The organism is Mucilaginibacter sp. cycad4, from assembly GCF_034263275.1.
Classification (GTDB): Bacteria; Bacteroidota; Bacteroidia; order Sphingobacteriales; family Sphingobacteriaceae; genus Mucilaginibacter.
Map to the genome: position 1 here is coordinate 6,022,413 of NZ_CP139559.1, position 23,769 is coordinate 6,046,181.

Genomic DNA, 23,769 nt, shown 5'->3' on the forward strand with positions numbered 1-23,769 from the left:
CAGTAAATGCCGGTTTTTATTCTTAAATTAGAATTAGCAAGTTAAAAGTCTCATTTTCTTTAAAGTTTCGGACTAAAGACTTCGAACTTAAGGCTAAACCTAATTATTCGAGGCCATGATAATATTTACATCAAAGCCGATAAAAAGACCGCTCTCGATTACTCCTGTTATCGATTTAATATCCCTTTCGAAACTTTTACCAATTTCATCAAATTTGCAATCCAATACCAGGTTGCCGTTTTCTGAAATTATCGGGCCGTCTTTACCTTTTGCCGGCCTTATGGCTATTTCTGTAGCCCCTAAACTTTTCAATTCCTTTTCCACATAAGGCAATGCCTGCGGAAAAACCTCGATAGGCACCGGAAATTTCGAGCCTAATTTATCAACCATTTTCGACTCGTCAACTATAATATAGCTAACTGCGCTTGAACTGATAAGTAACTTTTCTTTAAACATGGCCCCACCGCGTCCTTTGATCAGGCTTTTGTCGGGGTCAACCTCATCGGCTCCGTCAAATAGCCAGTCGGGTTTATATTCATACAGTGTTGTAACCGGCAAGCCCAGTTTGGCGCAAAACATAGAAAGTTCTACCGAAGTAGGGATAGCCTTTACATTCAGCCTTTCATCTTTTACTTTTTGGGCGATGGCCACCAGGGCCAGGTATGATGTTGAACCCGAGCCAACACCTATTATATCGCCATCCTTAACTTTTGCTGCAATTTCGGCAGCTACCTTTTGTTTGCCTTCAATATTGATGATCTTATCGGCCCACTCCAGGTTATCTATCAGGTTGCTGTTCCAGTTCATTTTGGTTAGAATCAAGAAGTCAAGAACCAAGAGGCAGGAAGAAAAACTTATTTCCTTACCGTTTGATTCTTACTTGTATATTTTTTTAAATCAAGAGCCAGGAAAACTCTTGATTCCTGACTCTTGATTTCTTGCGTCTATAAAAGAGCTTTTGCTTTTTTAACAACGTTATCAACAGTGAAGCCGAAGTGTTTGTACAAATCTTCGGCAGGGGCCGATTCACCAAAGGTGGTCATGCCCAGCATATCGCCTTCATCGGTGATGTATTTATGCCAGCCCATTGGTGATGCCATTTCAACAGCCAAACGTTTTCTGCTTGCTTTAGGGAATACCGACTCTTTGTAAGCCGCATCCTGTTTTTCAAACAGCTCCCATGATGGCATACTTACCACACGGGTGGAAATACCTTCAGCCTCCAGCTTTTCCTGTGCCTGCATGATCAACGCCACTTCAGATCCGGTAGCGATCAGGATCAGATCCGGGCCTTTGCTGCCTTCTGAAAGCACATAGGCACCTTTTTCAAGGTTTTCGGCTTTGCCATATTTATCCTGGTCGAGGATAGGTAAGCCCTGGCGGGTGAATACCAATACAGTTGGGCCGCCTTTTTTCTCGATAGCAACACGCCATGCATGAGCACTTTCGTTAGCATCGGCCGGGCGGATCACCGTTAGGTTTGGTATCGAGCGCAATGAAGCTAATTGTTCAATAGGCTGGTGGGTGGTACCATCCTCGCCTAAACCAATACTATCATGTGTATAAACGAAGATCGGGTTTATTTTCATGATGGCAGCCAAACGAATTGGCGGGCGCATATATTCAGAGAACATCAGGAAGGTAGCGCCGAAAGGCAACAGGCCTTTGGTTAAAGCCATGCCATTTAAAGCAGAGCCCATGGCATGCTCACGGATGCCGAAGTGGAAGTTACGGCCTGCACGGTTTTCTGATGTAAATGAATCGTATTCTTTCAGGTTGGTTTCGGTTGATGGGGCAAGGTCGGCCGCGCCACCAATCAGGTTTGGCAATGCCGGGGCAATAGCGTTCAATACTTTGCCTGATGCCTGGCGAGTTGCCATTTTAGGGTCCGAACCTTTAAATACCGGCAGTTTATCTTTCCAGCCGGCAGGTAGTTCACCTTTGGAGGCAGCCTCGTATTCGGCAGCTAATTCAGGGAATTTTGCTTTATAGTCGGCAAATAATTTGTTCCATTTTTCTTCAACAGCAGCGCCTCTTGCACCTTTTTTGTGGTAGTAATCCAGCACTTCGTCAGATACGTTGAATGATTTTTCAGGATCGAAACCAAAGAACTGTTTTACCAGTTTAATTTCGTCGGCACCAAGCGGAGAACCGTGTGAGCCCGCAGTTCCCGATTTGTTAGGGCTGCCATAAGCTATCAGCGAACGAACGCGGATAAATGACGGTTTTTGAGTTTCGGCTTTGGCATTGATGAGGGCCAGCTCCAGCGCGTGGGTATCGTTCACATCGGTAAGGTCCTGCACATGCCAGCCATATGCACGGAAACGGGCGCTTACATCTTCATTAAAAGCAATATCGGTACTGCCTTCAATAGAGATGTGGTTATCATCATATAAATAGATCAGGTTACCTAATTGCAAATGACCCGCCAGTGATGCAGCTTCGGAAGTTACACCTTCCATCAAATCGCCATCGCTGCAGATAGTGTAAATATTGTAGTTGAACAGCTCAAAGCCAGGCTTGTTGTAACGCGCAGCAAGATGCTTTTGTGCGATGGCAAAACCTACAGCATTGGCAAAGCCCTGTCCCAGCGGACCGGTTGTTACTTCAATGCCCGGAGCCAAACCATATTCCGGGTGACCGGCGGTTTTGCTGTTCAGCTGGCGAAACTGTTTGATATCATCTAAAGAAAGATCATAGCCCATTAAATACAAAAAGTTGTACTGTAAAATACAAGCATGGCCTGCCGAAAGGATAAACCTGTCGCGGTTTGCCCAATCGGGGTTTTTCGGGTTGTAGTTTAAAAACTTTGTCCATAAAACGTGGCCCATTGGTGCCAGCGCCATAGCTGTACCAGGGTGGCCTGAATTTGCTTTTTGCACAGCATCGGCTGCCAATACCCTTACGGTATCTATCGCCAATTTTTCTATGTCTTGTTGGTTTTCCATTTTGTTATCAGGTATTGTAGTTAGTGTTAGTTTTATTTATTCGGTAGGTGTTGCAATTTTGCGCTTGGTTTTGCTTTCACCTTCATTGAGCCAAAGCCTTGCGCCGCCTTTTATTCCATCGGCATTGGTAACAATCTTCATGTTTTTATCAAGCTTAAAGGTAAGCTCGTCTGAATTGCCGCCGCCAATGTATAAAGTATCGTAATTGAATACAGTTTTCAATATTTTGAAAACCTTTTTCATGCGTTTGTTCCATTTCTCTTTGCCTTCTTTTTCTAAAGCTCTTTCACCTATATAGTTATCATAGGTAATACCTTCTTTTATCGGGAGGTGGGCAAGTTCAAAGTGTGGCAATAAATGACCGTCCATTAACAAAGCTGTACCAAAACCGGTGCCCAGGGTAATTACCATTTCAAGGCCCTTACCGGCTACCACACCAAGCCCTTGCATGTCGGCATCGTTAACTACCTGGGTAGGTTTGCCTAATGCTTTTTCCAATTTTTTGCTCAAATCAACATCTGCCCAGTAATCGGTACCCAGGTTGGGCGCCGTTTTAACAACCCCGTTTTTTACATAACCAGGAAAACCAACCGATATTTTATCATATGCCGGAAAATCCTTAACGAGGGTGTTAATAGCTTTTATAACGTTTTCGGGATTTGCCGGTGCCGGCGTAGGAATTTTATCATACTCCATTTTTAAATCCCCTTTTTTATTCAGGATAGTGGCTTTAATGTGCGAACCACCGATATCGATTGAAAGGACTCTTAACTGGGATGGTGTGTTTTTCATTTAGCGTAATTTATTTAGCTGGTTAGTTATTCTTGGTGAACCCCTTAGTTCCCAGCGCATAAATATCACATTTTAATAATATCAAATTGTTAAATAATGCGATAAAATCAATTTAGTCCTTAAAGCAATAAAAGTAAAGTTAGTGTTGCTTTTATTTACCAAACCAATTTTTAAAAGTATTTTACTTATGCGTGGCAAAATCAGTGCAATTAAGGTAAAATGTTAATACCCCTGTTAATTTTTTCAAATACTTAAACTGTTATTACCAGTTTTAAGTGTAAAAGTTTTTCCTTTCCATACAAAAACGCCAGTTGTACTGTGCGGCAAGGTTATATTTATATTCCATTTCCCTTTTTCAAACATATACCTGGCATAAACTTTTCCGTTAGGATGCGGTACCTCGCCGCTAATATTTTTGATCTGCCCTAAATGCGGTTCAATTTTTATTTTACTGAAACCGGGTGCATAACTATCCACTCCTAAAATAGTTCGATAAAATTCAATGTTAGGACTTGCTCCCCATGCATGGCAGTCGGAGCGGTTATGGTCAAGATCGGAGATCTCGGCCCAGGTGGTTAAACCCATTTTGATATTATCGCGCCATATGTTAAGCCAGTTTAAATAACCATCGCCCAAGCCTCCTTTTACCATCGCCTGGTGCAGGTAATATTTAAAGTAGATGGTACACCTGGTGAGCGTGGTATCGCTCAAGAGTTTTAAGCTGATGTCATGCGCAGTCGCGTTATTTACCATACCGGCTAATATTGCTATGGAATTGGTGTGCTGCGAAAACAATTGCTTGTCCTCGGTATCGGCATAAAGTTTTTTGCCTGCATCCCAGTATTTGTTTTGAATAGCGGTTTTTAACTGTGCAGCTTTGGCCTTATACATTGCGGCAAATGCAGGCATCCCCATCTTAGTTTCCATTTCGGCAGCTTGTTGGTAAGCCCACATCAACTGCATGTCCAATATAGCCGATGTACCTTTGGCGCTTTTAGGCGCCTGGCCGAAATCCCAGCCTTTATCATTTACCCAGTCAACAAATGTCCAGTAGGGAGTATCTTTTAATGAGCCATCAGTTTGTTGATATTTGCTGAAAAAGTTCAGTACATCGCGCATCCCCGGCAACTTATCTTTTATAAATAAACTATCGGGGCGGTACATCCAGTAATCATGCAGCATGCCAATATACCATAACGAAAAGGTGGAAATAATTTGGGGTGAGAATGAAGGATGGCGGCTCAGCGTGATCCCTTCCGCCAGCCTTGAATGATCCATCTGGTTGATGGCGTTGCGGACCAGCCGGTCGTCGCCGCTGTTATAAAAAGATACCAGCGCCTGGATGCGGGTATCGCCTACGTATTGCAACTGTTCATAATAAGGGCAATCGGTATAGGTTTCGCCGGCGCAAAGGCGGGCGGTGCGCCAGCCAATATCCAGCATCTGCTGCATTTCGGGGTTTGGCGTGTCCAGTTTGGCATTCAGCTTAAAGGGATACCCGGTGAATGTTCCGTAGATATCGTCAATAACCAGGGGCTCATTTTTGGTTGTTATTTTTACTTCAACATACCTGAAAGTACGCCAGGTTAAGGTGGTGAATGAATTACCCGTAGCTCCATCCGAAACGATGCTATCCCGCCTGCCAACAAAGATCTTTCCGTCTACATCATTACGGTTCCCTTTAACCGGGCCTTCCGGGCCGCTTAAACTTTTAAACAACGATTCGGTATAAGTGATACCAATACCGGCGTTTTTCCCCTTGCTGAAATTGAGCGTTAAATAAGCGTTGGTTAAATACGTTTGATCGAGCAGTAAAGTAGTTGAAGTATTAGCCGGGATAGTAATGGTTGTTTTGGTTGCAGGGAATGAGGATGGTATACTGATGCCATCGGCTTTTCTTAACACGGGAATCCTTTGCAGGGTCATTTCCATGGCGGGTATTGAGGATGGAACCAGCATCCAGCCAAAGGCATTGGTTATTCCTTTTGGATTCCCGTTGTCAATACGGATAGCGTTTTTCCAACTATTGTCATCAAGCCCGGTCGTGTTCCAATCTTTTATAGATTGGTTTAAATCTATCCTTTCACCCGGCCCTGCAACATAATAAGGATGCCAGCCAATACCGGTTACAGGTTGAAATGATTTATCGCGGATACACTTCCAGGTTTTATTGGTGTTGATGATCTCTTCGGCCGGGGTGTTACCCTGCATAATGAAACCTGTTTGCAGCGAGATCTGCGCCTCGGGGCGATAATCACCATCATTCCATACTACAGCGGCGATAAGGTTTTTGCCTGCCTGAAGATACGGGGCCAGATCAACCGTTTCATAGTTCCAGTAATAGGTGTCTCCCCGGGCCGGGCCTAATGAAACCAGCGTTTGGTTAACATAAAGCTTATAGCGGTTATCGGCAGAAACATGAACTACAAATGATGCCGGTTTAGCTGCCAGTTCAATATTTTTTCTGAAGTAATACACACCATAATCTTTTAACGGTTCCTGGGGAACGGTGATCCAGGATGCTTTCCACTGGTGTTTTAAAAGCGCCGGATTGATGGTTTGCCCGAAAACGGATGTTATAGTAAAAAGGAAAAGCGCAAAAAAGCAGCATTTAAAAAATATCTTCATGAAGTAGTTTGGTTTATAGGTGATTGGCAATTGCCTGCACAGCTAAATTACAATTAAAGCCGGATTATTAAACACATGGTCAATTTTCGGTTCTTGAATAAACAGGCAGAAATTTTCTACACGAATTTTTACGTATTGATCGAATTGCACGAATTGTCATATCTTAATTCGTGTAATTCGATATAATTGTGATGAGCCTGAAAATCAATTCATGTAAAAATTTTTCATACCCATTTATTAACAGGTCTGATCATTTTAAAGACGATTTCTCCGACCGTTATCTGTCCCGATAGTGGATTATTTTATAATTCCGTTATCTTTATTTTTTACAAACCTAAAACTATGGATGTATTAGCGGTTGTCTTATTAGTGGTTGTCATTATAATGATGCTGAACCACAAAGGCAGTTTAAATAATAAGATCAGAGATCTCGAATTTAAAATATTTGAATTAAAGCGCCTTGTTGAGCAGCTTAAAATAACCCGGATAGTTAACGAGGACGTTAAAAAAGCGGAAGGGCCTGCGCCGGCAACCGCTCCGCCCCCTGCACCTGTTACCCCGATCACCCCCGAGTCTCCTGTTGAAAAGCCACAGCCGCCGGTTGAGGCCGAAATAAAACCTCAGCCGCCCAAGCCGCCAATTATTGAAAGGCAACCCGAAGTTATTGAAGACAGCTTATCAATCATCAATCGCCCAATAAAAACACGCGACTTTGAACCTGCAAAACCGTTACAGCCCAAGCCGTCTTTCTTTGAGCGCCATCCCGATCTGGAGAAATTCATCGGTGAAAACCTCATCAATAAAATAGGTATAGCCATCCTGGTGCTGGCCATCGGGTTCTTTGTAAAATACGCTATTGATAACGATTGGATTGGCTTAGTTGGCCGTGTAGGCATAGGTATAGTTTGCGGTGGTATTTTAATTGGTGTTGCGCATGCACTTCGTAATAGCTATAAGGCATTCAGCTCGGTGCTGGTAGGCGGTGGTTTAGCGGTATTTTACTTTACCATAACGCTGGCGTATCAACAGTTTCATTTGTTTAATAGCCAAACAACAGCGTTCATTATTTTAATTGTGATCACCATTTTTGCGGTGGCACTCTCCCTGTTATATGATAAGCAGGAGCTGGCCGTAATTGCTTTGGTTGGCGGCTTTGCAAGCCCGTTCATGGTTAGTAACGGCAGCGCCAATTATAATGCTTTGTTTATTTACCTGTTGATATTGAATACCGGCCTGCTCATTATTGCTTATTACAAGGCATGGCGGGTGCTTAATATTGTATCGTTCGGATTTACTGTGATTGTTTTTTCGACAGTATTGTATACGCTTACCCCGCCTACCTACCATTTCGGCTTTATTTATGCCAGCATTTTTTACGCCCTTTACTTTGTTATCAACATAGCCAATAACGTGCGCGAAAACAAAAAATTCATCGCCTCCGATTTCAGCATTTTGCTTCTTAATACCGGTTTATATTTTGCTGTCGGTTTGTACCTGTTAACCAGGATGCATGATGAGCAGTACCGTGGTTTATTTTGTGTGAGTTTGGCTGTCGTGAACCTGGTGCTGTCATACATCCTGTTCCGCAACCGTAAGGTGGATACCAATATATTATACCTGCTTATCGGTATTACTTTAACCTTTATTTCGTTAGCGGCCCCTATCCAGCTGCATGGTAATAACATCACCATTTTCTGGGCTTCGGAAGCAGTATTGCTTTACTGGCTTTACCAGCGTTCGGGCATCCAGCTTATGAAAATCACTTCATTATTGCTGTGGATAGCCATGCTGCTGAGCCTGGCGATGGATTGGTACCAAACCTATACCATGACCAACGAAGCGCTAACCATTATCGCTAACAAAGGCTTTATTACTACGCTATGTGCTGCTATAAGCTCGTTCCTTCTTGCGATATTGGTTAAACGCGACCAATCCAAACAAGCCTACGCGGCCGCCTTCAGTGAGCAGCTTTTCGGAATAGCGGCATTGGTACTTTTATTTTTAAGCGGTTTGCTGGAAATCAATCACCAGCTCCTGAACCATTATCCGGGCAGCGGGCTTAATACCTTGTACATGATGGTTTACACGCCTGTGTTCGTATTCATCTATTACACATTATCCGCAAAAATAGAGGTCATCAACTTTGCCAATGGCGTAAAACTTGCCATCTTGCTGGCCTGCGTTACCGTTTATCTGATCCTGATGCCGCAATACTATGACCTTCAGCATTTAATGCTTGAGGGCGGCAAACCAGCTGCCAGTCATTTCATTGCACATTGGATAGGTACTGTATTTGTAGGATTACTATTTTACCGGGTGATCCGCCTTTGCCAGCAAACCCTGGATGAGGGCGCGAAAAAAGTGTTTACCTGGGTATTGAGTGCCGGCGTTGTTTTATTTTTGAGTTTAGAGGTAAGCCTGATGAGCAACCTGATGTTCTTCAGCAAAACCAACACTATAGATAGCATAGAAACCGTATACGTTAAAACGGGCTTGCCTGTGCTATGGGGCTTGCTTTCCTTCGCGCTGATGTGGCTGGGGATGAAGTATAAACTCAAAGCAATGCGCGTGGCCTCATTAACATTGTTCTCGCTTACCTTATTAAAATTATTTTTGTTCGATATTAAAAATATCCCGGTTTGGGGTAAAATAGCTGCTTTCTTTTGTTTGGGGGTACTATTGCTTATTGTGGCATTTATGTACCAGCGAACAGCAAAAAAATCCATCGCCGATGATGAAGCTAAAAAAAATGAATAAGCTAACGCTTTTAACGCTGCTGCTTTGCGGAGTTATATTATCCGCATCGGCACAGAAAAATTTAAAATATAAAGCGGCGCTGCAAAAGATTGACAGCACCGGCTTTTACCGGATTGGCTTACAGCCGGATTTGGTAGCGAAAGCCAAACCCGATTTATCAGACATTCGTATTTTGGATGCTAAAGGGAACTTTGTGCCGTACATTCAGGCAGGCAGTCTGCCTCAAAAAAGCCAGAAAAGTTTTGTTGTTTTCCCGGAGATCGGCAACACGCCCAGGACTGATACCGGTACCGTTTTCATTATTGAAAATAAAACAGGCCTGGTGCTCGACCGCCTTTGGATCAGGCTGCAAAATACCGCCGTAAAACGTAAAGTAAACCTGCTGGGCAGCGACGATTTAAACCAGTGGTTTGCCATACAGGAAGATATTCCGTTGCAGGAAGCTGTGCAAAACAGTGAAGGCACTTACCTGCAATCGTTATCCTTTCCGGCGAGTAACTATCGCTATTTAAAAATCCAGGTAAATGATAAAAACAAGAACCCTGTTAAGTTTTTACAGGCCGGCATTTATACGGAATACGCCTCAACAGCTCAAAGTTATACGCCTGTTGCGCCGTTAAACATTATCCGTGCCGATAGTAATAAAACCACCTTTATTGATATTAAGCTGAATGACAATTACCAGTTAAACAAACTGCACCTCAACATCAGCGCGCCGAGATATTACAAACGCGGCGTTGCCATCTACCAATTTGTAAAAAATGGCAAAGAGCTATTGAGCGAAGCCGAACTGTCATCAGATAAAACGCCTGATCTGTTAATTGCTGCAAAAACCAATCACCTGTTAATAGAAATCAGCAATGGCGATAACCAACCGCTGAGCATCGGCGAGATCAAAGCCTGGCAATCTGACGAATATTTGATCAGCTATTTGGAAGCTAAGCAAAGCTACCGGGTACTGGTTGGTGATTCCTCGGCCCAGGCACCGGAATATGATCTTAAGTTTTTTGCAGACAGTATTGGTGGAAACACTCCGGTTATTAAACATGAGGCTGTTATTAAAAATACAAACTATGCGGCAGCGGCTAAACCTGCCAAAAAAGATTATACGGCACTGATTTGGGTTGCGATCGTAGTTTCGTTAGGTCTGCTGTTGTTTTTGACTTTGAAGATGACCAAGGAAGTGAAGAAGAAGGAAGGAGAAATGTAAAAATATTCACGAGGCGATATCGCTTTCGTCTACATGATAATCTGTTGCATAAATTGTGAGGTTTTGTGCCAGCGCCAATGCGGAGCGTTTGCGGTAGGCGTTCCTTGGCCAGGCAATTGTTGCTTCCCGGGCCATGCCTGCGCCGGTGATCTTGATAGCTTTGAGACTGGGATGATTAAAAGCCGAAGAGCCCATGAGTACAGTGGCCCATCTGCCCGTATCAACCAGTTGCAGGAGCATATGGATGTCATTAACTTCCATTTTAACGTTGGGCGCTACCTGGTGTTTTAGCAATACGCTATCAAGGTAATTACGAATACTATATCCTGCCGAGGGCAATAACAAAGGGATTTCGCTGAGCTGCCTTAGATTTACCTGTTTCTTTTGAGCCAGCAGATGATCTGAATGAACGATAAGCGCAAGGCAGGATGAAAAGATCCTTTCCGATTGGATAGCAGCCGTTTGTTGCTCAGGCATAAAAGATAGCATCATATCCAGTCTGCCCTGCTCCAACTGCGTGAGGAGGTCCTGCGTTGTGCCGAAGCCGATCTGCAATTTGATATTGGGATATTTGGCACTGAAATCCAACACAGCCTTAGTAAGCAAATTTGTAAGCCCGTAGGTGGTGCCAACGGTAAGGGTGCCGCTTTGCAGGTTCATTAGGTCTTTAAGCATATCGCGCCCTTCTTCGGCATCCCTCACGGTTTTTTGCGCATAAGGCAAAAAGGACTTACCCGCTTCGGTAAGGCGTACGCGCTTGGCCACACGATCAAACAACGGTAACTGTAATTCATCTTCCAGCTGTTTAATTTGTTGCGATAGCGTGCTTTGGGTAATAAACACCGCCGCTGCGGCGTCGGTAAAGTTTTGTAATTCGGCAGCTTTTATGAAGTATTTCAATTGGCGAAGTTCCATGATCTAAGATAGGCAATTCATATCTTATAATCGGTTTTATCAATGAACTATATCTAAAAAATGAGTTTAGACGATTAAGTTTTATCGCAGACCTTTGATTTAACAAATTAAACAACAAGATCATGGAAATTCAACAAACTCCCGAAAACGCGTTATCTCACTCTGTAGTAAAAGCTACCATCAACGCTCCCATTGAAAAAGTAAACATTGCCGACTGGCTCTTCAACCTGCCCGATGCAGAATATCAAAAATGCTCCGTTAATCACATAGCCGCCGGTTTTACCCGTACCTATGATGGTGAGCCAATGTCTATCAACGTGGAAATGATAGGCGATGCAATGGTGATACAGCATTATGTGGCGACAGAATATCGCCCGGATTATTGCCGTATGCTATCAGTGTCTGACGTATTTGGTAAAAGCGGCCGTAGCACCGTGCAGGTACTTTGGGAACTCAAAGCCACTCCGATTGATGCAGATACCTGCGAATATACCAACGAGATTCACGCCACTGCCACCCCTGAATTTTTAGCTTTTATTAAAGAGCATGGCGTTACATTGGCGCAGGCCGCCGCCAGTCGCCAGGCCGCATCAGACCTCCACAATCATGAGGAAACACCGCTTTTCGCCAAAAGCATCGAATTAAAAGCACTCACCGGAAAATACGGCATCTAATGAAAAGTAATTTGATCAGGTTGGCTTCCCTGCCGATAGGAATACCGCGGGAAGCCAATTTTCATTTCGGTTTTGAAGAGTTGCCCGCAATTAAAACAGGTAAATTGCTGCTCAAAACTTTGTACATTTCCGTTTCCCTACCTTCGGGCTAAAAATGGCAGGAGTGCACAAGCCGCCGCTTGTTGGTTTTGACAGACTTCCCAAAGCTTTGATTGGTTTATTTGAGGGTGAAAACGAAGGGAAAATGATTGTACAGGTATAAAAACTATCCCACCTATAATAGGTAATAGAAACCAGATTTAGTTTTTAAAACTTCGATCTTTATTAGCTTTGTCATTCCACTTTGGGAGCAGCTATCTATTAAATTTACTAAATCATCTATTCCCTGATACTCAAAATATCATGCACCGCGTGCTCAGCTTTTTCATATTGAAATTTAAAACCGCTATCCAATAATCGTTTGGGCACTACCCAGCGGCTTTTTAATATCAGTTCGGTTTCGGTGCCGATAACCGCAGCACCGACTTCAAGCAGCCATTGCGGGGCAGGAAAACCAAACGGCGCGCCATAGGCCTTACGAATAATATGCATCATATCGGTATTTCGTTCACCATTGGGGGCCGTGCAATTGACCACACCCTGTAGCTCGGGATGATCCAGCAGCCATTGCGTGCTGCGGGCCACGTCATGCTCGTGTACCCAAGCCAGGTACTGCTGCCCATCGCCCTGTTTGCCACCGAGGCCAAACTTCACCAGGTTAAGCAACCTTGGAAAAACGCTGTCGCTTCGGCCTAACACAATCCCCATGCGCAGGGCAATTTTGCGGGTGTGGGGCGTATCCGTTTTAAAGAAAGTGCTTTCCCAAATATTACACACATCGATAGAAAAACCATAACCTATTTCGCCGGTTTCCTCATCCTGCGGATGGTCTTCAGCATGGCGGTAGATGGTGGCAGATGTTATATTGATCCAAACCTTTGGTGCATTCGTCATTTTATTGATCACCCTACCCAGCAGTTCGGTAGGCACAACCCTTGAGTGGATAATCTCTCTTTTATTCTTTTCGGTGTAGCGGCAGTTTACATTTTTGCCGCACAGGTTAATCAGCATATCGGCACCGGCAAGGTGAACAGTCCATCCGGCTTCGGTTTCACCATCCCAAACAGCGGTATGCACATTGCCGTTCACCGGTTTTTGTTTGCGGGCCAGGATGATGACTTCATCTGCCAGATCGCGGTAGTATTTGGCTAATACCGTACCGAGGTAACCGTTACCGCCGGCCAGCACAATTTTTTTATAAGGTTTCATGATCAGTTAAGGTTTAAAATAAACAGCAATAAAACAATACGGTAAGTTACCCAGGTAATGGTGAGCACCCACCCAAGCCCAAGCAATTTGGTACGCCGAGTGTGTTCCAGGAACATCAAGCCTGCTACAGCCATAAAATACAGGGTATAAACGGCGGCACCGAATTGAAAAAGGTGACTTATAGCCAACCCTATCAGCAGTAATAAACTACCGGCAAAAGAAATGGTCATCATGTTGCCGAGGTAGGTCCACAGGTTGCGGCGGTCAAAGCTGCATATAGCGGCCCCCTGAAAAATAATCTGCCCGCCGCAGATCAGGTATTCGCGGTAAGGGTTGCCTAAAGGTACCGCACCAACAAGCAGGTGCGCATAAGCAGTTAGTATAAAACCGGTACAGAACCAGGTAAACAGCAAATACAATAAACGGTAATGAAGTTTAAACGTAGGCTGATATTCAAACCCGGTTTCGGCAGCGGGAATAATAACCCGGCGATTGTATGATATAAAAGCATAAGCTTTACTCATGAGCCAGATGAAGGGCTTAAATGCAAACAAGGGGGTAAATACGGGGCAGGTATTCGCAATTATTTTGAACAAGCTTTTAATGCCATAGGTAACCTCGCCGTTTTCCAGGTTGATCAAAGCAATTTCATTAACTGCCCGCTGCCTGTCATAAACAGGGCAGGTACCCGTATGTGCCTCCTGGTAAGCAGAGCGGCCATTAGGATCAAGCATCCCGGTTTTTACAAATGCATGGGTATAAACACGGCACATGGGGCATTCGGCGTCAAACAGGATCATGTGGTTCTTGAGCGTTTTCATAACTTTCAGTGTTTTCTGAAACAAATATACAATATATTTTAAACTTTCAATAAATACTGAAAATTAAATTTAAGTAAAAACAGCGTGTTATTGACTCACCCCGACATCGCTGCGTTCGTCACCCCTCTCTTCGCAAGCGTAAAGAGGGATTTTCTTTTTTCTATACCCTCTTCACGGCGAAGCCGGAGAGAGGGTGGTGCAGCGAAGCGCAGACCGGGTGAGTTAACTATGCGTGATGCATTTAAATAATTTTGAGAAAACTTCCTCTCCCTCTTGTAAAATCAAATCTTATATATAGCTTTGAACAACAAAGTACTTTTGATGAAAGACAAAGACATTCACGCAGAGTTAAGTTCCATCCGCGACCTGATGGAGCGTTCGGCCAAGTTTATTTCGCTTAGTGGCCTGTCAGGTGTATTGGCCGGCATCTACGCGTTTATTGGCGCAGGTATAGGATATAACCTGCTGCAAGGCGAGTATGCCACACTCCGGGAACGTCATACCTATAATGAAGAAATGCTGATCATTAAATTGTTCATTGTGGCAGTAGCCGTACTTGTGCTTTCTATTGGCACAGGGATCTGGCTATCGGTGCGTAAAGCTAAAAGAACCGGACAGTCGGTTTGGAACCCAGGCAGCAAACGCCTGCTCATCAACATGGCTATTCCCCTTGTAAGCGGCGGTTTGTTTACCATTATACTTGTTTACCGTGGTTATTATGGCATTGTAGCACCAGCTACCATGATATTTTATGGTATGTCATTAGTTGCGGGCAGTCATTATACATATTCGGGTATTATGAGCTTGGGGATATTGGAGATTTTATTAGGTTTGCTGTGTGCTGTGATGCCGGGCTACGGCTTAATTTTTTGGAGCGTTGGTTTTGGCTTGCTCCACATTATTTATGGTACAGTAATGCATTTTAGATACGATAAGTGAAGATATCATTAGATCAGTTTGATAAAGCCTTTGAAAACCGCATCCGCCTGCAAATCATGAGCGTACTGGTTGCCAACGAAAGCTACGACTTTAACTCCCTTAAAGAACTGCTTGACCTCACCGACGGCAACCTGGCATCGCACCTGAAAGCGCTGGAGAAGGAAGAATATATCCAGGTAGAGAAAACTTTCATCGGCCGCAAACCAAATACACGTTACCTGGCGTCCGAAAAAGGCCGGGCCGCCTTCAAATTGCACCTCCTTGCCCTCGAAAATTTAATCAAACAACAAAAGCTATAATTTTTTTTACCCATAAACTTTGAATTTCAAAGTACTTTTAAGTATTGAAAATATGAAAAACCTTAAAGCAATTCTATTTAAAGATAGCACCGTTAAACTTGGCCTAATCCTAATCACTATATCTGCCGGGCTCTTCTTTATGGAGGGGTCCGGCCTTTTTTGATGATTGAATGCATTCGTGTACCATAATCGTCCGCAATGAAATATTTCTCCAGGGTTTTATTCGTTCGCAAGAAACATAAAACAACTTCCATAATTTTCTTATTACTTTTACAAAAACCAATAGGTTATTCATGAGTAATACCTTTAACCGACCAATCCGTGTTTTAGTTGCCAAAGTAGGGCTCGATGGCCATGACCGCGGCGCACGCATTATTGCTACTTCGCTGCGCGATGCAGGTATGGAAGTGATTTATACCGGGTTGCGCCAAACGCCCGAAATGGTGGTGAATACAGCCCTGCAGGAGGATGTTGACGCCATTGGTATCTCTATCCTCTCGGGCGCGCACATGACGGTATTCCCGCGGATCATCAATCTCATTAAAGAGAAAAAAATGGATGATGTTTTGGTTACCGGCGGGGGGATTATTCCGCATGAAGATATGTTGGAGCTGCAAAAGCTTGGCGTAGGCCAACTTTTCCCTCCCGGCACCAGCACGCAGGATATTGTTAAATACATAACCGGCTGGGTGCATGAACACCGTAATTTTTAATACCCATGGAATTTCAAAACTTACTGATAACAAACAAAGGCCGCATTCAGCAAATCACCATTAATCGCGAAAGCAAACTGAACGCTCTTAATAAAGATACGCTGGCCGAACTGCACAGCGCTTTTTCTGAAGCTTTTCGGAACCCGGAGATAGGTGGTATTATCATTACCGGAGCCGGGCCAAAGGCATTTGTTGCCGGGGCCGATATCAGCGAATTTGCGGCCCTTGATACAAATGGGGGCACACAGCTTTCGCGCGCCGGTCATACCGAGGTTTTTGACCTGATAGCCAATGGCAGCAAGCCGGTAATAGCCGCTGTAAATGGTTTTGCATTAGGCGGAGGACTTGAACTGGCTATGGCCTGCCATATCCGTATAGCATCTGATAACGCCAAAATGGGTCTGCCGGAAGTTACATTGGGCCTGATCCCCGGCTATGGCGGCACACAGCGTCTTGCCCAACTGGTTGGCAAAGGGAAAGCCCTGGAAATGATCCTGACCGCCGATATGATCACAGCGGCCGATGCCCTGCAATATGGACTGGTTACCCACGTAACTACAGCCGGGGAGTTACTGATAAAAGCCGAAGAGATCCTGAATAAAATTTTATCCCGTGCCCCTTTGGCACTTGCCGCAGCCATCCGCAGCATTAATGCCGCTTATACCGATGGCGTTAACGGCTATGAAACCGAAATAGCCGAATTTGGCAAATGCTTCGGCACAAAAGATTTTAAGGAAGGGGTAGCCGCGTTTATGGAGAAACGGAAGGCGGAGTTTAAAGGCGAATAACTCCGATATAATCGGCTCTTGTAGTATCAACTATAACAAGTGCCTGAATACTTTTTGGTGACACCACCATAGGTGTTCGGAACATTTTTTAATTCCCTCCTTGGGAGGGGTGCGGCAGAGTTGTGTAGTGGCAGGGAGGGGTTTATGAACTGTTTTAAGCGAATAAACCCCTCCCTACACCCTCCCAAGGGAGGGAATCGCACAATCCCGAACTTTTTATTTTCTTCCGAACACCTGTGACAACACCAACAAGGGGGCCAGGCAGCGAATACAAAAAAGGGTTGATCCTAAAAGCTGCTTAACAAAAAGAAGCGTCATTGCGAGGTACGAAGCAATCCCAAACTATACAGGGCAGACCTGCAAATAGGGGATTGCTTCGTACCTCTAAATGACGCTTTTATATTATACTATCTAACTCCCCCTTCAGGGGGCCGGGGGGCAAAAGGCTTACTTTTTGCCCCAGCCGTCTTTCAATGTCACTGTGCGGTTAAACACCAGTTTATCTTTGGTCGAGTTTTTATCTAAGGTGAAATAGCCTTTACGCATAAACTGAACCGGTTTGCCTAATTCGGCGTTAACCAGGTCGGGCTCTATGTATACAGTTGATAATACATGCAGGCTGTTAGGGTTGATATAATCTTTAAAGTCGCCATCCTCATTTGAAGGGTCTTCAACCTGGAATAAACGATCGTACAGCCTTACCTCTGCAGTTTTAGCGTGTTCAACACTTACCCAGTGGATGGTACCTTTTACGTTGATGCCGCTGGTATCATGGCCTGATTTTGACTCGGGCAGGTAGCTGCAATGAATTTCGGTGATATTGCCATCAGCATCCTTAACAATGCTTTCGCCTTTAATGATATAAGCGTTTTTTAGGCGAACCATCAGCCCGATACCTAAACGGAAGAACTTTTTAGGCGCAACTTCCATAAAGTCCTCGCGCTCTATCCACAGCTCACGGCCAAATGGAATATCCCTGCCGCCATCGCCACCTTCAACTTCGGGATTGTTTTCGCCATGCATCACTTCGGTTTCGCCTTCGGGATAGTTATCCAGGATCAGTTTAACAGGATCAAGCACAGCCATACGGCGCCATGCGGTTTTGTTCAGGTCCTCACGGATGCAAAACTCCAGCAGGCCAACATCTATCATGTTTTCGCGTTTGGCAACGCCGATGCGCTCGCAAAACTCACGGATAGAAGCAGGGGTATAACCACGGCGACGTAAACCGCTGATAGTAGGCATGCGCGGATCATCCCAGCCATCAACATAGTTTTCATTAACCAGTTGCAGCAGCTTGCGCTTGCTCATTACCGTATAGTTAAGGTTTAAGCGGGCAAACTCATATTGTTTGGATGGGAAGATATTTAATTTCTCAATAAACCAGTCGTACAACGGGCGGTGGGGCACAAACTCCAGCGTACAGATAGAATGTGTGATCTCCTCAATTGCATCTGATTGCCCGTGCGCGAAATCATACATCGGGTAAATGCACCACTTGTCGCCTGTGCGGTGGTGGTGGGCATGTTTAATACGGTACATCAACGGATCGCGCAGGTGCATGTTGGGTGATGCAAGGTCGAGCTTTGCACGCAGTACTTTGGCGCCGTCAGGATACTTGCCATCCTTCATATCGGCAAACAGTTGCAGGTTTTCTTCAACAGAGCGGCTGCGGTATTGATTTGGCGTGCCTGGTTCGGTAGGTGTTCCTTTTTGCGATGCAATTTCTTCGGCTGTGCTGTCGTCAACATAAGCCAGGTTATTTTTGATCAGTTCAACGGCGAAGGCATACAGTTGATCGAAATAATCGGAAGCGTAAAGCTCGTTGGCCCAATCAAAGCCAAGCCATTTTACGTCTTCCTTAATACTGTCAACATATTCAACATCCTCTTTAACGGGATTGGTATCGTCAAAACGGAGGTTGGTAAGGCCATTATATTTTTTTGCCAAACCAAAGTTAAGGCAAATTGACTTGGCATGGCCAATATGCAGGTAACCGTTTGGTTCGGGCGGGAAACGGGTAAGTACACGGTTGTCGTTTTTACCGGCAGCCAAATCTTCTTCAACAATTTCCTCTATAAAGTTCAGTGATCTTTCTTCGCTCATAAATAAGTATAGCAATATGAGCAAAAGTAACAAAATTTTAGGCGGTGTGCGCTAAGAAGTGTTTTGTTAGATGGATATGGTTAATCTTATAATGAGGTGATTATAAGCTATTGATTATTAAGTGTATTTTTCGATCGATTTTATAATATGGGCGTTCCCGTTAGCTAACGGGCCGGGCTTTCCGTTACAAGTCCTCGCCTTTCCTGCCCGCAATCCCTACTCACGCTGTGGGCTTTACACCGCAATCCTAACGCGGCTCACGCGCAACATCCAGGACCAGGAATGCACAAGTAATCCCTGCACGGGCAGTCACATAATACTTGCGCCAGTTGGAAGGGGCGGGAAAATAAAAAAGTCCCGCCGGGCGGCAGGACTTTTTATCTGAAGCATCATTAATGATTAGTTGATGGACAATGGCAAATAAATACCGAAGGTAATGTTGCGCCCCATGTTATAAATACCAAATTCCGGATCTTCCGAACTTATACGGCCAGGTTTGAGGCGGCTAAGCGCGTCGTAGTACTTGATGTTGGCCAGGTTATTCCCTGATACATATAGTTTAACTGGTTGTTTGCCAAAGTTAACCGTTGTACCCAGGCCGGCATTTAACAGCGTGTAGCCTTTGGTGCCGGTTTCAAAAGCGGTATCATAACGGTACTGGTTAAAAAAGTTATCAATACCTACCGAAATATATGATTGTTTCAATCCTTTAATAGTTGGTTCAAAACGCAGCGTGTTTTTTAGCGTACCGGCGGGGATGAATGCCAGCGGCCTGTCGAGCGTATTGTTACGGGCATAAGTGTAACCAAAGGTGTTTTCAAAATGGATGAAGCTTACCGGGTGCAGGGTAAAGTTACCTTCAACGCCATACAGGTTAGCATTAACCTGGTTGTAGCGGTACACATCAAACTGGCTCAGGCTGCCGCTTTCATCTTCGGCCTGTGCAACATCCCCTTGTTTGTGCGATGCATAAATATAGTTGTGGATGTAGTTTTCATAAATCCCTAAACTGGCACTTACAATTTTGTCATCGTATTGCAGGGTAGCGTCAACCTGGTAACTTCTTTCGGGCGACAGGTTAGGATTGCCTATTTCATAGCGGAAAGTACCTTCATGTACACCGTTGGAGCCAAGTTCGGCCGGGTTTGGCGCGCGGAAAGCTGAGCCTGCATTGGCCTTGAAATTCAGATTGTCATTAAATTCATGGGTATAACCAAGCGCTCCGCTTACGTTCGAAAACTTGTTGGTAAATGGGGTAAATTTGGTTTCGCCATCCTCAACCAGGCCTTTGCCCTCATTTTTGCGATAATCATACCTGATACCGGCATTGAAGGTGTTTTTATCCCAGGTTTTTTTGATATATGCAAAAGCGCCCACGCCATAAGTATCATAAGCCGGGATCAAAAACTCCGAGCCTTTGTTTAAACTATGGCCAATATCCGAACTTGCGCCAAAAACAGGCTGCCATCCATTTGCTTCGGTAACATAATATTTTACATCGCCCGAGTAAGTATTCAGATCAAAGAACAGGGAAGGATCCGGTCCGTCGAGCTCGCGCCGCTGGTTTTTCTGATAGCCGAGGTTTACTTTCAGATTGCCCCCTTCGGTAATGAAGTTGTTGTCCCAGTTTATTTTATAGTGACGGATGTCCTGTTTAGGGTATTCAAGCGTACGGCTTTTGTATTCGTCATGCGTAAATGGCGTACCGTCATCATGTAGAAAGTTGAGGCCATTATCTGGCTCCGGATCGTAAAAGCCAATGTTATTTTTAAAATAGCTGAGATTAATATGCGAGTAACCCCATGATTTATTAAGGCCGATCATACCGCTCAGGTCGGTTTCATTAAAACCCGAGTTAGGGAAATAGTAATCGGGCGTTTTAAAGGAGTAGGCATTTTTGTAGCTGCCGCGGGCACGCCATACCAGTCCGTTTTCGTTACCGGTAAGCATTAATGATGTTCCGGTTAGGCCGTTGTTGGTTGAGTAGTTGGTTAAAAACTCACCTTTGATCTGCCCGTCGGGTGGGGTAAGTGGCTCAAGCAGGTTAATGACACCACCAAGCGCGTCCGATCCGTATAGCAGTGAAGCTGCTCCGCGAAGCACCTCTACTCTGTCCGAGCTGTATTGATCAATCTCGATACCGTGCTCATCGCCCCATTGCTGGCCTTGTTGTTTAACCCCGTCGCTCAATGTAACTACACGATTATAGCTTAAGCCCCGGATAACCGGTTTGGAAATAGAGGGGCCGGTAGTGATCTGCGACATGCCCGGCACCTGGTGCGCAAGCGCATCAATGAGGTTGGTCGACTGCCTTAACAAGCCATCGCGCCCCACAGCCGATACTGATGTGCTGTTTTGTTTATTATTAGCGCTGATGGCTGTGCCGGTAATAACCACTTCGTGGGTTTCGATAATGCTTGACTGCAGCTCAAAAACCAGCGGAACGCTGGCCGAAAGATCAACTATTTTGGTAAGGGATTTATACCCCACATATTCTATCGAGAACAGGAACCTGCCTCTGTTTGGTAATGATTTAAAGGAAAATTCACCATTAGGATCGGTTATGGCAGATATTTTTAATTCGGGGATCGTAATCACCGCCCCCGGTAGGGTTTGTTTTGATTGCGCGTCGACCACCCGGCCTTTAACAATAATAACATCCGCAAATGCAGAAACCTGCACCAACAGCAATATAATGAAGCTTATAAGCTTTAATTTCATGATAAAAGATTAAGAAAATCAATAAATACCGTTATTCGCAACGGCCATGTTTTGAGAAAAAGATAAGATAACGTTATGCAGCTATCGGAGGGGCCCTGCCTGCCGCAAGGATAAGGGCAATACTTACAAAATTGTAATCGCCGGGTTTAAAAACATGCTCAGAAGTTACAAGAGGGGTAAAAAATGAACTATTGCTCACGGCCACAGCCTCGGTATGGTGCATGGCATCACACAGTAAACATTTTTCTTTAACAGTTTGTTGGCCAGCGGCTACATGGCTGTGTTTGGTGATCCCTTTGATAAGGGCGTGCTGGTGTGAATAAACCATATATTGCCCAGCCACAAAGCAGATAAGCAGCAGCCACGCAAATACAATATGTAGGCGTTTTTTTTTCACAGTCAACATCCCTTTAACGGAATACCGCAAAAATAAGTATTAAAACGGGAATACTAATGCAACATTGTAACAATAATGTGGTGTTCATGGTTCATTGCTAATAGTTCATGGCTTTAGTAAACAGCTAAGGAAGGCTACGTTGCTTTTTTTACTATGAACCATCCTCCATGAACCATGAACTAACCTATCTTTGCACCCTATGACACCTGCCGAGATCAATAAAAAATGGGATGCGCTACAGCAGCAGATAGCTGATGATTTTGATAACGAGAAACCCGATATAAAGGTGATGCTTTTTTTGATTGGCGTGCAGGAGCTGGGCCAGGGGCCGCGTAAATTCAGCAAGCGCCAAAAAGAGGAGCTGATGCATATTGCCACCTGCCGCTTAATGAGCATGATGGGCTTTTACGAACTTGAAGGCCTTGACCAGGATGGCTGGCCGCACTGGAAACGCATAAAAGTTATCCCCAACTATACCCTGCTCGAGCAGGAAATGATGATGAAATCGCTCATTGTAAATTACTTTGAGGAAATGGAGGGGGGAGATTAGTGAGTAGTTTGTTGGGTTGATAACAGGGTTTTAAAAATCCCCTCTCGAGAGCAGGGCTGTTGCATTCTAAATATTATAAGTTAACTTGAGGTCAAAAAAGTTAGGATGGATAAGAGCATATTAGCGTATTTATCAGAGTTACCGGATATAAGGCGAAAGGCAGGCCAGCGCCATGACCAGACTTTCATTCTGTTGCTTGTGTTAATGAGTACAATGAGCGGTTATCATGGCTATCGTTCGATGGGTGATTTTATAAAGCGGAATGAAGTCGATCTTTTGGCCTTCTTTCAGCCTAATAAAGCCCGCCTTCCAAGCTTTTATACTATAAGACGTGTAATACAAGATTTAGACTTTAACAGCTTAAATGAGAGTTTCCATAAATGGGCCAGTCAGCATATTGATTTGTCTAAAAATGAATGGCTACATATAGATGGTAAGGCAATGAAAGGGACGATGAGCGATTATTCTCTTGACAAACAACGATTTGTAAGCCTGGTAAGCTTGTATAGTAGCAGGAGTAATCAAGTCGTTGGCCATGGTTTAGTTGACAACTCAAAACAAAGTGAAATCTCTGTAGTTCAGCAGCTTATTTCCAGTTTAGGATTACAGGGGGTAACGTTTACACTTGACGCATTACATTGTCAAAAAAAACGGTAGAGGCTATTATTGATACAGATAACAATTATATAATAGGCGTGAAGAAGAATCAAAAGAACCTTTACAAAAAGATCGAAACCATTACATCGGACGAGGCAATGGTTTGTAGTAAGTTTGTTGAGTTGTTGAAAAACAAAGGGCGAATAGAACGTAGAACAGTTTGGGTGTACCCGGGAACAGAGGAAATCAGTAACACATGGGCTGGGGTAAGCCAACTTATTAAAGTGCATCGCTGGGTAAAAGAAAAAGGACGTATCCGGGAAGAATACGCCTTTTTCATCAGTAGCTTAATCGGTAATGCGCAAATATTCTGCCATGGTATTAAAAGCCATTGGAGTATAGAAAACAGTCTTCATTGGGTAAAGGACGTGACATTTAACGAAGACGCTTCACGAATTAGAACATCCAATGCGCCTGAAAATACTTCTGTGTTCAGAAACATAGTTATTAATGTATTTAGAATAAATGATTACCCAAACCTCGCACAAGCGCAAAGGCTTGTTTGCAACGATATCAACAGGTTAAAACAACTATTAAATTAGAATG

General features: G+C 44.2%; 19 protein-coding genes and 1 pseudogene. 10 read left to right on the forward strand and 10 right to left on the reverse strand.

Annotation, left to right across the window (positions count from 1 at the left end):
* Window positions 1-99 precede the first annotated feature (99 nt).
* The 4 genes from rpiA to SNE26_RS24805 all read right to left on the reverse strand — a co-directional run bounded on the left by rpiA (window position 100) and on the right by SNE26_RS24805 (window position 6,368).
* Window positions 100-807: a ribose 5-phosphate isomerase A gene (gene rpiA, locus SNE26_RS24790; RefSeq protein WP_321556543.1), complete on the reverse strand. Its 708-nt coding sequence runs from the start codon at window positions 805-807 to the stop codon at window positions 100-102.
* 137 nt (window positions 808-944) lie between these two features.
* On the reverse strand, window positions 945-2,948 hold the full coding sequence (tkt, locus tag SNE26_RS24795; RefSeq protein WP_321556544.1) for a transketolase: 2,004 nt from the start codon (window positions 2,946-2,948) through the stop codon (window positions 945-947).
* A gap of 36 nt (window positions 2,949-2,984) precedes the next feature.
* Window positions 2,985-3,740: an ROK family protein gene (locus SNE26_RS24800; protein WP_321556545.1), complete on the reverse strand. Its 756-nt coding sequence runs from the start codon at window positions 3,738-3,740 to the stop codon at window positions 2,985-2,987.
* 243 nt (window positions 3,741-3,983) lie between these two features.
* Window positions 3,984-6,368: an alpha-L-rhamnosidase C-terminal domain-containing protein gene (locus SNE26_RS24805; RefSeq protein ID WP_321556546.1), complete on the reverse strand. Its 2,385-nt coding sequence runs from the start codon at window positions 6,366-6,368 to the stop codon at window positions 3,984-3,986.
* Between the two features lie 342 nt (window positions 6,369-6,710).
* Here SNE26_RS24805 and SNE26_RS24810 point away from each other — a divergent pair, with 342 nt between their 5' ends.
* Window positions 6,711-9,125, forward strand: a complete 2,415-nt coding sequence (locus SNE26_RS24810; protein WP_321556547.1) for a DUF2339 domain-containing protein — start codon at window positions 6,711-6,713, stop codon at window positions 9,123-9,125.
* A complete protein-coding gene (locus tag SNE26_RS24815) occupies window positions 9,118-10,335 on the forward strand; it encodes a hypothetical protein (protein WP_321556548.1) in 1,218 nt (405 codons plus the stop codon). Before SNE26_RS24810 ends, SNE26_RS24815 begins: the two co-directional genes overlap by 8 nt.
* A gap of 6 nt (window positions 10,336-10,341) precedes the next feature.
* On the opposite strand, the gene SNE26_RS24820 is transcribed toward SNE26_RS24815, so the two are convergent.
* Window positions 10,342-11,250 carry a LysR substrate-binding domain-containing protein gene (locus SNE26_RS24820; protein WP_321556549.1) on the reverse strand — a complete coding sequence of 303 codons (909 nt, stop codon included), beginning with the start codon at window positions 11,248-11,250 and terminating at the stop codon, window positions 10,342-10,344.
* A 122-nt stretch (window positions 11,251-11,372) separates the two neighbouring features.
* Between SNE26_RS24820 and SNE26_RS24825 the strand changes: the two genes are divergently transcribed.
* Together SNE26_RS24825 and SNE26_RS24830 are read left to right on the forward strand one after the other, a co-directional pair.
* Window positions 11,373-11,924: a hypothetical protein gene (locus SNE26_RS24825; protein WP_321556550.1), complete on the forward strand. Its 552-nt coding sequence runs from the start codon at window positions 11,373-11,375 to the stop codon at window positions 11,922-11,924.
* Window positions 11,924-12,076 (forward strand): hypothetical protein, encoded by a 153-nt coding sequence (locus tag SNE26_RS24830; RefSeq protein ID WP_321556551.1) that lies wholly within the window; start codon window positions 11,924-11,926, stop codon window positions 12,074-12,076. The genes SNE26_RS24825 and SNE26_RS24830 overlap by 1 nt, the downstream gene beginning before the upstream one ends.
* Window positions 12,077-12,302: 226 nt before the next feature.
* Here the strand turns inward: SNE26_RS24830 and SNE26_RS24835 are convergent, their stop codons facing one another.
* Both SNE26_RS24835 and SNE26_RS24840 read right to left on the reverse strand, forming a co-directional pair.
* Window positions 12,303-13,232 (reverse strand): TIGR01777 family oxidoreductase, encoded by a 930-nt coding sequence (locus SNE26_RS24835; RefSeq protein WP_321556552.1) that lies wholly within the window; start codon window positions 13,230-13,232, stop codon window positions 12,303-12,305.
* A gap of 2 nt (window positions 13,233-13,234) precedes the next feature.
* The gene (locus SNE26_RS24840) at window positions 13,235-14,053 is read right to left on the reverse strand and encodes a DUF393 domain-containing protein (protein WP_321556553.1); all 819 of its coding nucleotides are present in this window, start codon (window positions 14,051-14,053) and stop codon (window positions 13,235-13,237) included.
* A gap of 321 nt (window positions 14,054-14,374) precedes the next feature.
* On the opposite strand from SNE26_RS24840, the gene SNE26_RS24845 reads away from it, so the two are divergent.
* The 4 genes from SNE26_RS24845 to SNE26_RS24860 all read left to right on the forward strand — a co-directional run bounded on the left by SNE26_RS24845 (window position 14,375) and on the right by SNE26_RS24860 (window position 16,792).
* The gene (locus SNE26_RS24845) at window positions 14,375-14,992 is read left to right on the forward strand and encodes a hypothetical protein (RefSeq protein ID WP_321556554.1); all 618 of its coding nucleotides are present in this window, start codon (window positions 14,375-14,377) and stop codon (window positions 14,990-14,992) included.
* Window positions 14,989-15,291, forward strand: coding sequence for a transcriptional regulator (locus tag SNE26_RS24850; protein ID WP_274985983.1), 303 nt, complete (start codon window positions 14,989-14,991; stop codon window positions 15,289-15,291). Before SNE26_RS24845 ends, SNE26_RS24850 begins: the two co-directional genes overlap by 4 nt.
* Window positions 15,292-15,584: 293 nt before the next feature.
* Entirely contained in the window at window positions 15,585-16,004 is a 420-nt protein-coding gene (locus SNE26_RS24855; RefSeq protein ID WP_321556555.1) for a cobalamin B12-binding domain-containing protein, read from the forward strand.
* Window positions 16,005-16,009: 5 nt separating this feature from the next.
* Entirely contained in the window at window positions 16,010-16,792 is a 783-nt protein-coding gene (locus tag SNE26_RS24860) for an enoyl-CoA hydratase-related protein (protein WP_321556556.1), read from the forward strand.
* A gap of 447 nt (window positions 16,793-17,239) precedes the next feature.
* Here the strand turns inward: SNE26_RS24860 and SNE26_RS24865 are convergent, their stop codons facing one another.
* From SNE26_RS24865 to SNE26_RS24875, 3 genes are all read right to left on the reverse strand, one after another.
* Window positions 17,240-18,898 (reverse strand): glutamine--tRNA ligase/YqeY domain fusion protein, encoded by a 1,659-nt coding sequence (locus SNE26_RS24865; protein ID WP_321556557.1) that lies wholly within the window; start codon window positions 18,896-18,898, stop codon window positions 17,240-17,242.
* 399 nt (window positions 18,899-19,297) lie between these two features.
* Window positions 19,298-21,619: a TonB-dependent receptor gene (locus SNE26_RS24870; RefSeq protein ID WP_321556558.1), complete on the reverse strand. Its 2,322-nt coding sequence runs from the start codon at window positions 21,617-21,619 to the stop codon at window positions 19,298-19,300.
* Window positions 21,620-21,692: 73 nt separating this feature from the next.
* Complete coding sequence (locus SNE26_RS24875) at window positions 21,693-22,016, reverse strand: hypothetical protein (RefSeq protein ID WP_321556559.1); 324 nt, start codon at window positions 22,014-22,016, stop codon at window positions 21,693-21,695.
* Window positions 22,017-22,215: 199 nt separating this feature from the next.
* Between SNE26_RS24875 and SNE26_RS24880 the strand changes: the two genes are divergently transcribed.
* Together SNE26_RS24880 and SNE26_RS24885 are read left to right on the forward strand one after the other, a co-directional pair.
* Window positions 22,216-22,566, forward strand: a complete 351-nt coding sequence (locus tag SNE26_RS24880) for a hypothetical protein (RefSeq protein WP_321556560.1) — start codon at window positions 22,216-22,218, stop codon at window positions 22,564-22,566.
* A 105-nt stretch (window positions 22,567-22,671) separates the two neighbouring features.
* A pseudogene (locus tag SNE26_RS24885) lies at window positions 22,672-23,765 on the forward strand (ISAs1 family transposase).
* Window positions 23,766-23,769: the final 4 nt, after the last annotated feature.

Bases quoted from the DNA above. Each gene is read 5' to 3' on its own strand.
- SNE26_RS24840 (WP_321556553.1), bottom strand. From the start codon at position 14,053: ATGAAAACGCTCAAGAACCACATGATCCTGTTTGACGCCGAATGCCCC.
- SNE26_RS24860 (WP_321556556.1), top strand. From the start codon at position 16,010: ATGGAATTTCAAAACTTACTGATAACAAACAAAGGCCGCATTCAGCAA.
- SNE26_RS24830 (WP_321556551.1), top strand. From the start codon at position 11,924: ATGAAAAGTAATTTGATCAGGTTGGCTTCCCTGCCGATAGGAATACCG.
- SNE26_RS24865 (WP_321556557.1), bottom strand. From the start codon at position 18,898: ATGAGCGAAGAAAGATCACTGAACTTTATAGAGGAAATTGTTGAAGAA.
- SNE26_RS24820 (WP_321556549.1), bottom strand. From the start codon at position 11,250: ATGGAACTTCGCCAATTGAAATACTTCATAAAAGCTGCCGAATTACAA.
- SNE26_RS24810 (WP_321556547.1), top strand. From the start codon at position 6,711: ATGGATGTATTAGCGGTTGTCTTATTAGTGGTTGTCATTATAATGATG.
- SNE26_RS24870 (WP_321556558.1), bottom strand. From the start codon at position 21,619: ATGAAATTAAAGCTTATAAGCTTCATTATATTGCTGTTGGTGCAGGTT.
- rpiA (WP_321556543.1), bottom strand. From the start codon at position 807: ATGAACTGGAACAGCAACCTGATAGATAACCTGGAGTGGGCCGATAAG.
- SNE26_RS24805 (WP_321556546.1), bottom strand. From the start codon at position 6,368: ATGAAGATATTTTTTAAATGCTGCTTTTTTGCGCTTTTCCTTTTTACT.
- SNE26_RS24855 (WP_321556555.1), top strand. From the start codon at position 15,585: ATGAGTAATACCTTTAACCGACCAATCCGTGTTTTAGTTGCCAAAGTA.
- SNE26_RS24825 (WP_321556550.1), top strand. From the start codon at position 11,373: ATGGAAATTCAACAAACTCCCGAAAACGCGTTATCTCACTCTGTAGTA.
- SNE26_RS24815 (WP_321556548.1), top strand. From the start codon at position 9,118: ATGAATAAGCTAACGCTTTTAACGCTGCTGCTTTGCGGAGTTATATTA.
- tkt (WP_321556544.1), bottom strand. From the start codon at position 2,948: ATGGAAAACCAACAAGACATAGAAAAATTGGCGATAGATACCGTAAGG.
- SNE26_RS24880 (WP_321556560.1), top strand. From the start codon at position 22,216: ATGACACCTGCCGAGATCAATAAAAAATGGGATGCGCTACAGCAGCAG.
- SNE26_RS24835 (WP_321556552.1), bottom strand. From the start codon at position 13,232: ATGAAACCTTATAAAAAAATTGTGCTGGCCGGCGGTAACGGTTACCTC.
- SNE26_RS24845 (WP_321556554.1), top strand. From the start codon at position 14,375: ATGAAAGACAAAGACATTCACGCAGAGTTAAGTTCCATCCGCGACCTG.
- SNE26_RS24800 (WP_321556545.1), bottom strand. From the start codon at position 3,740: ATGAAAAACACACCATCCCAGTTAAGAGTCCTTTCAATCGATATCGGT.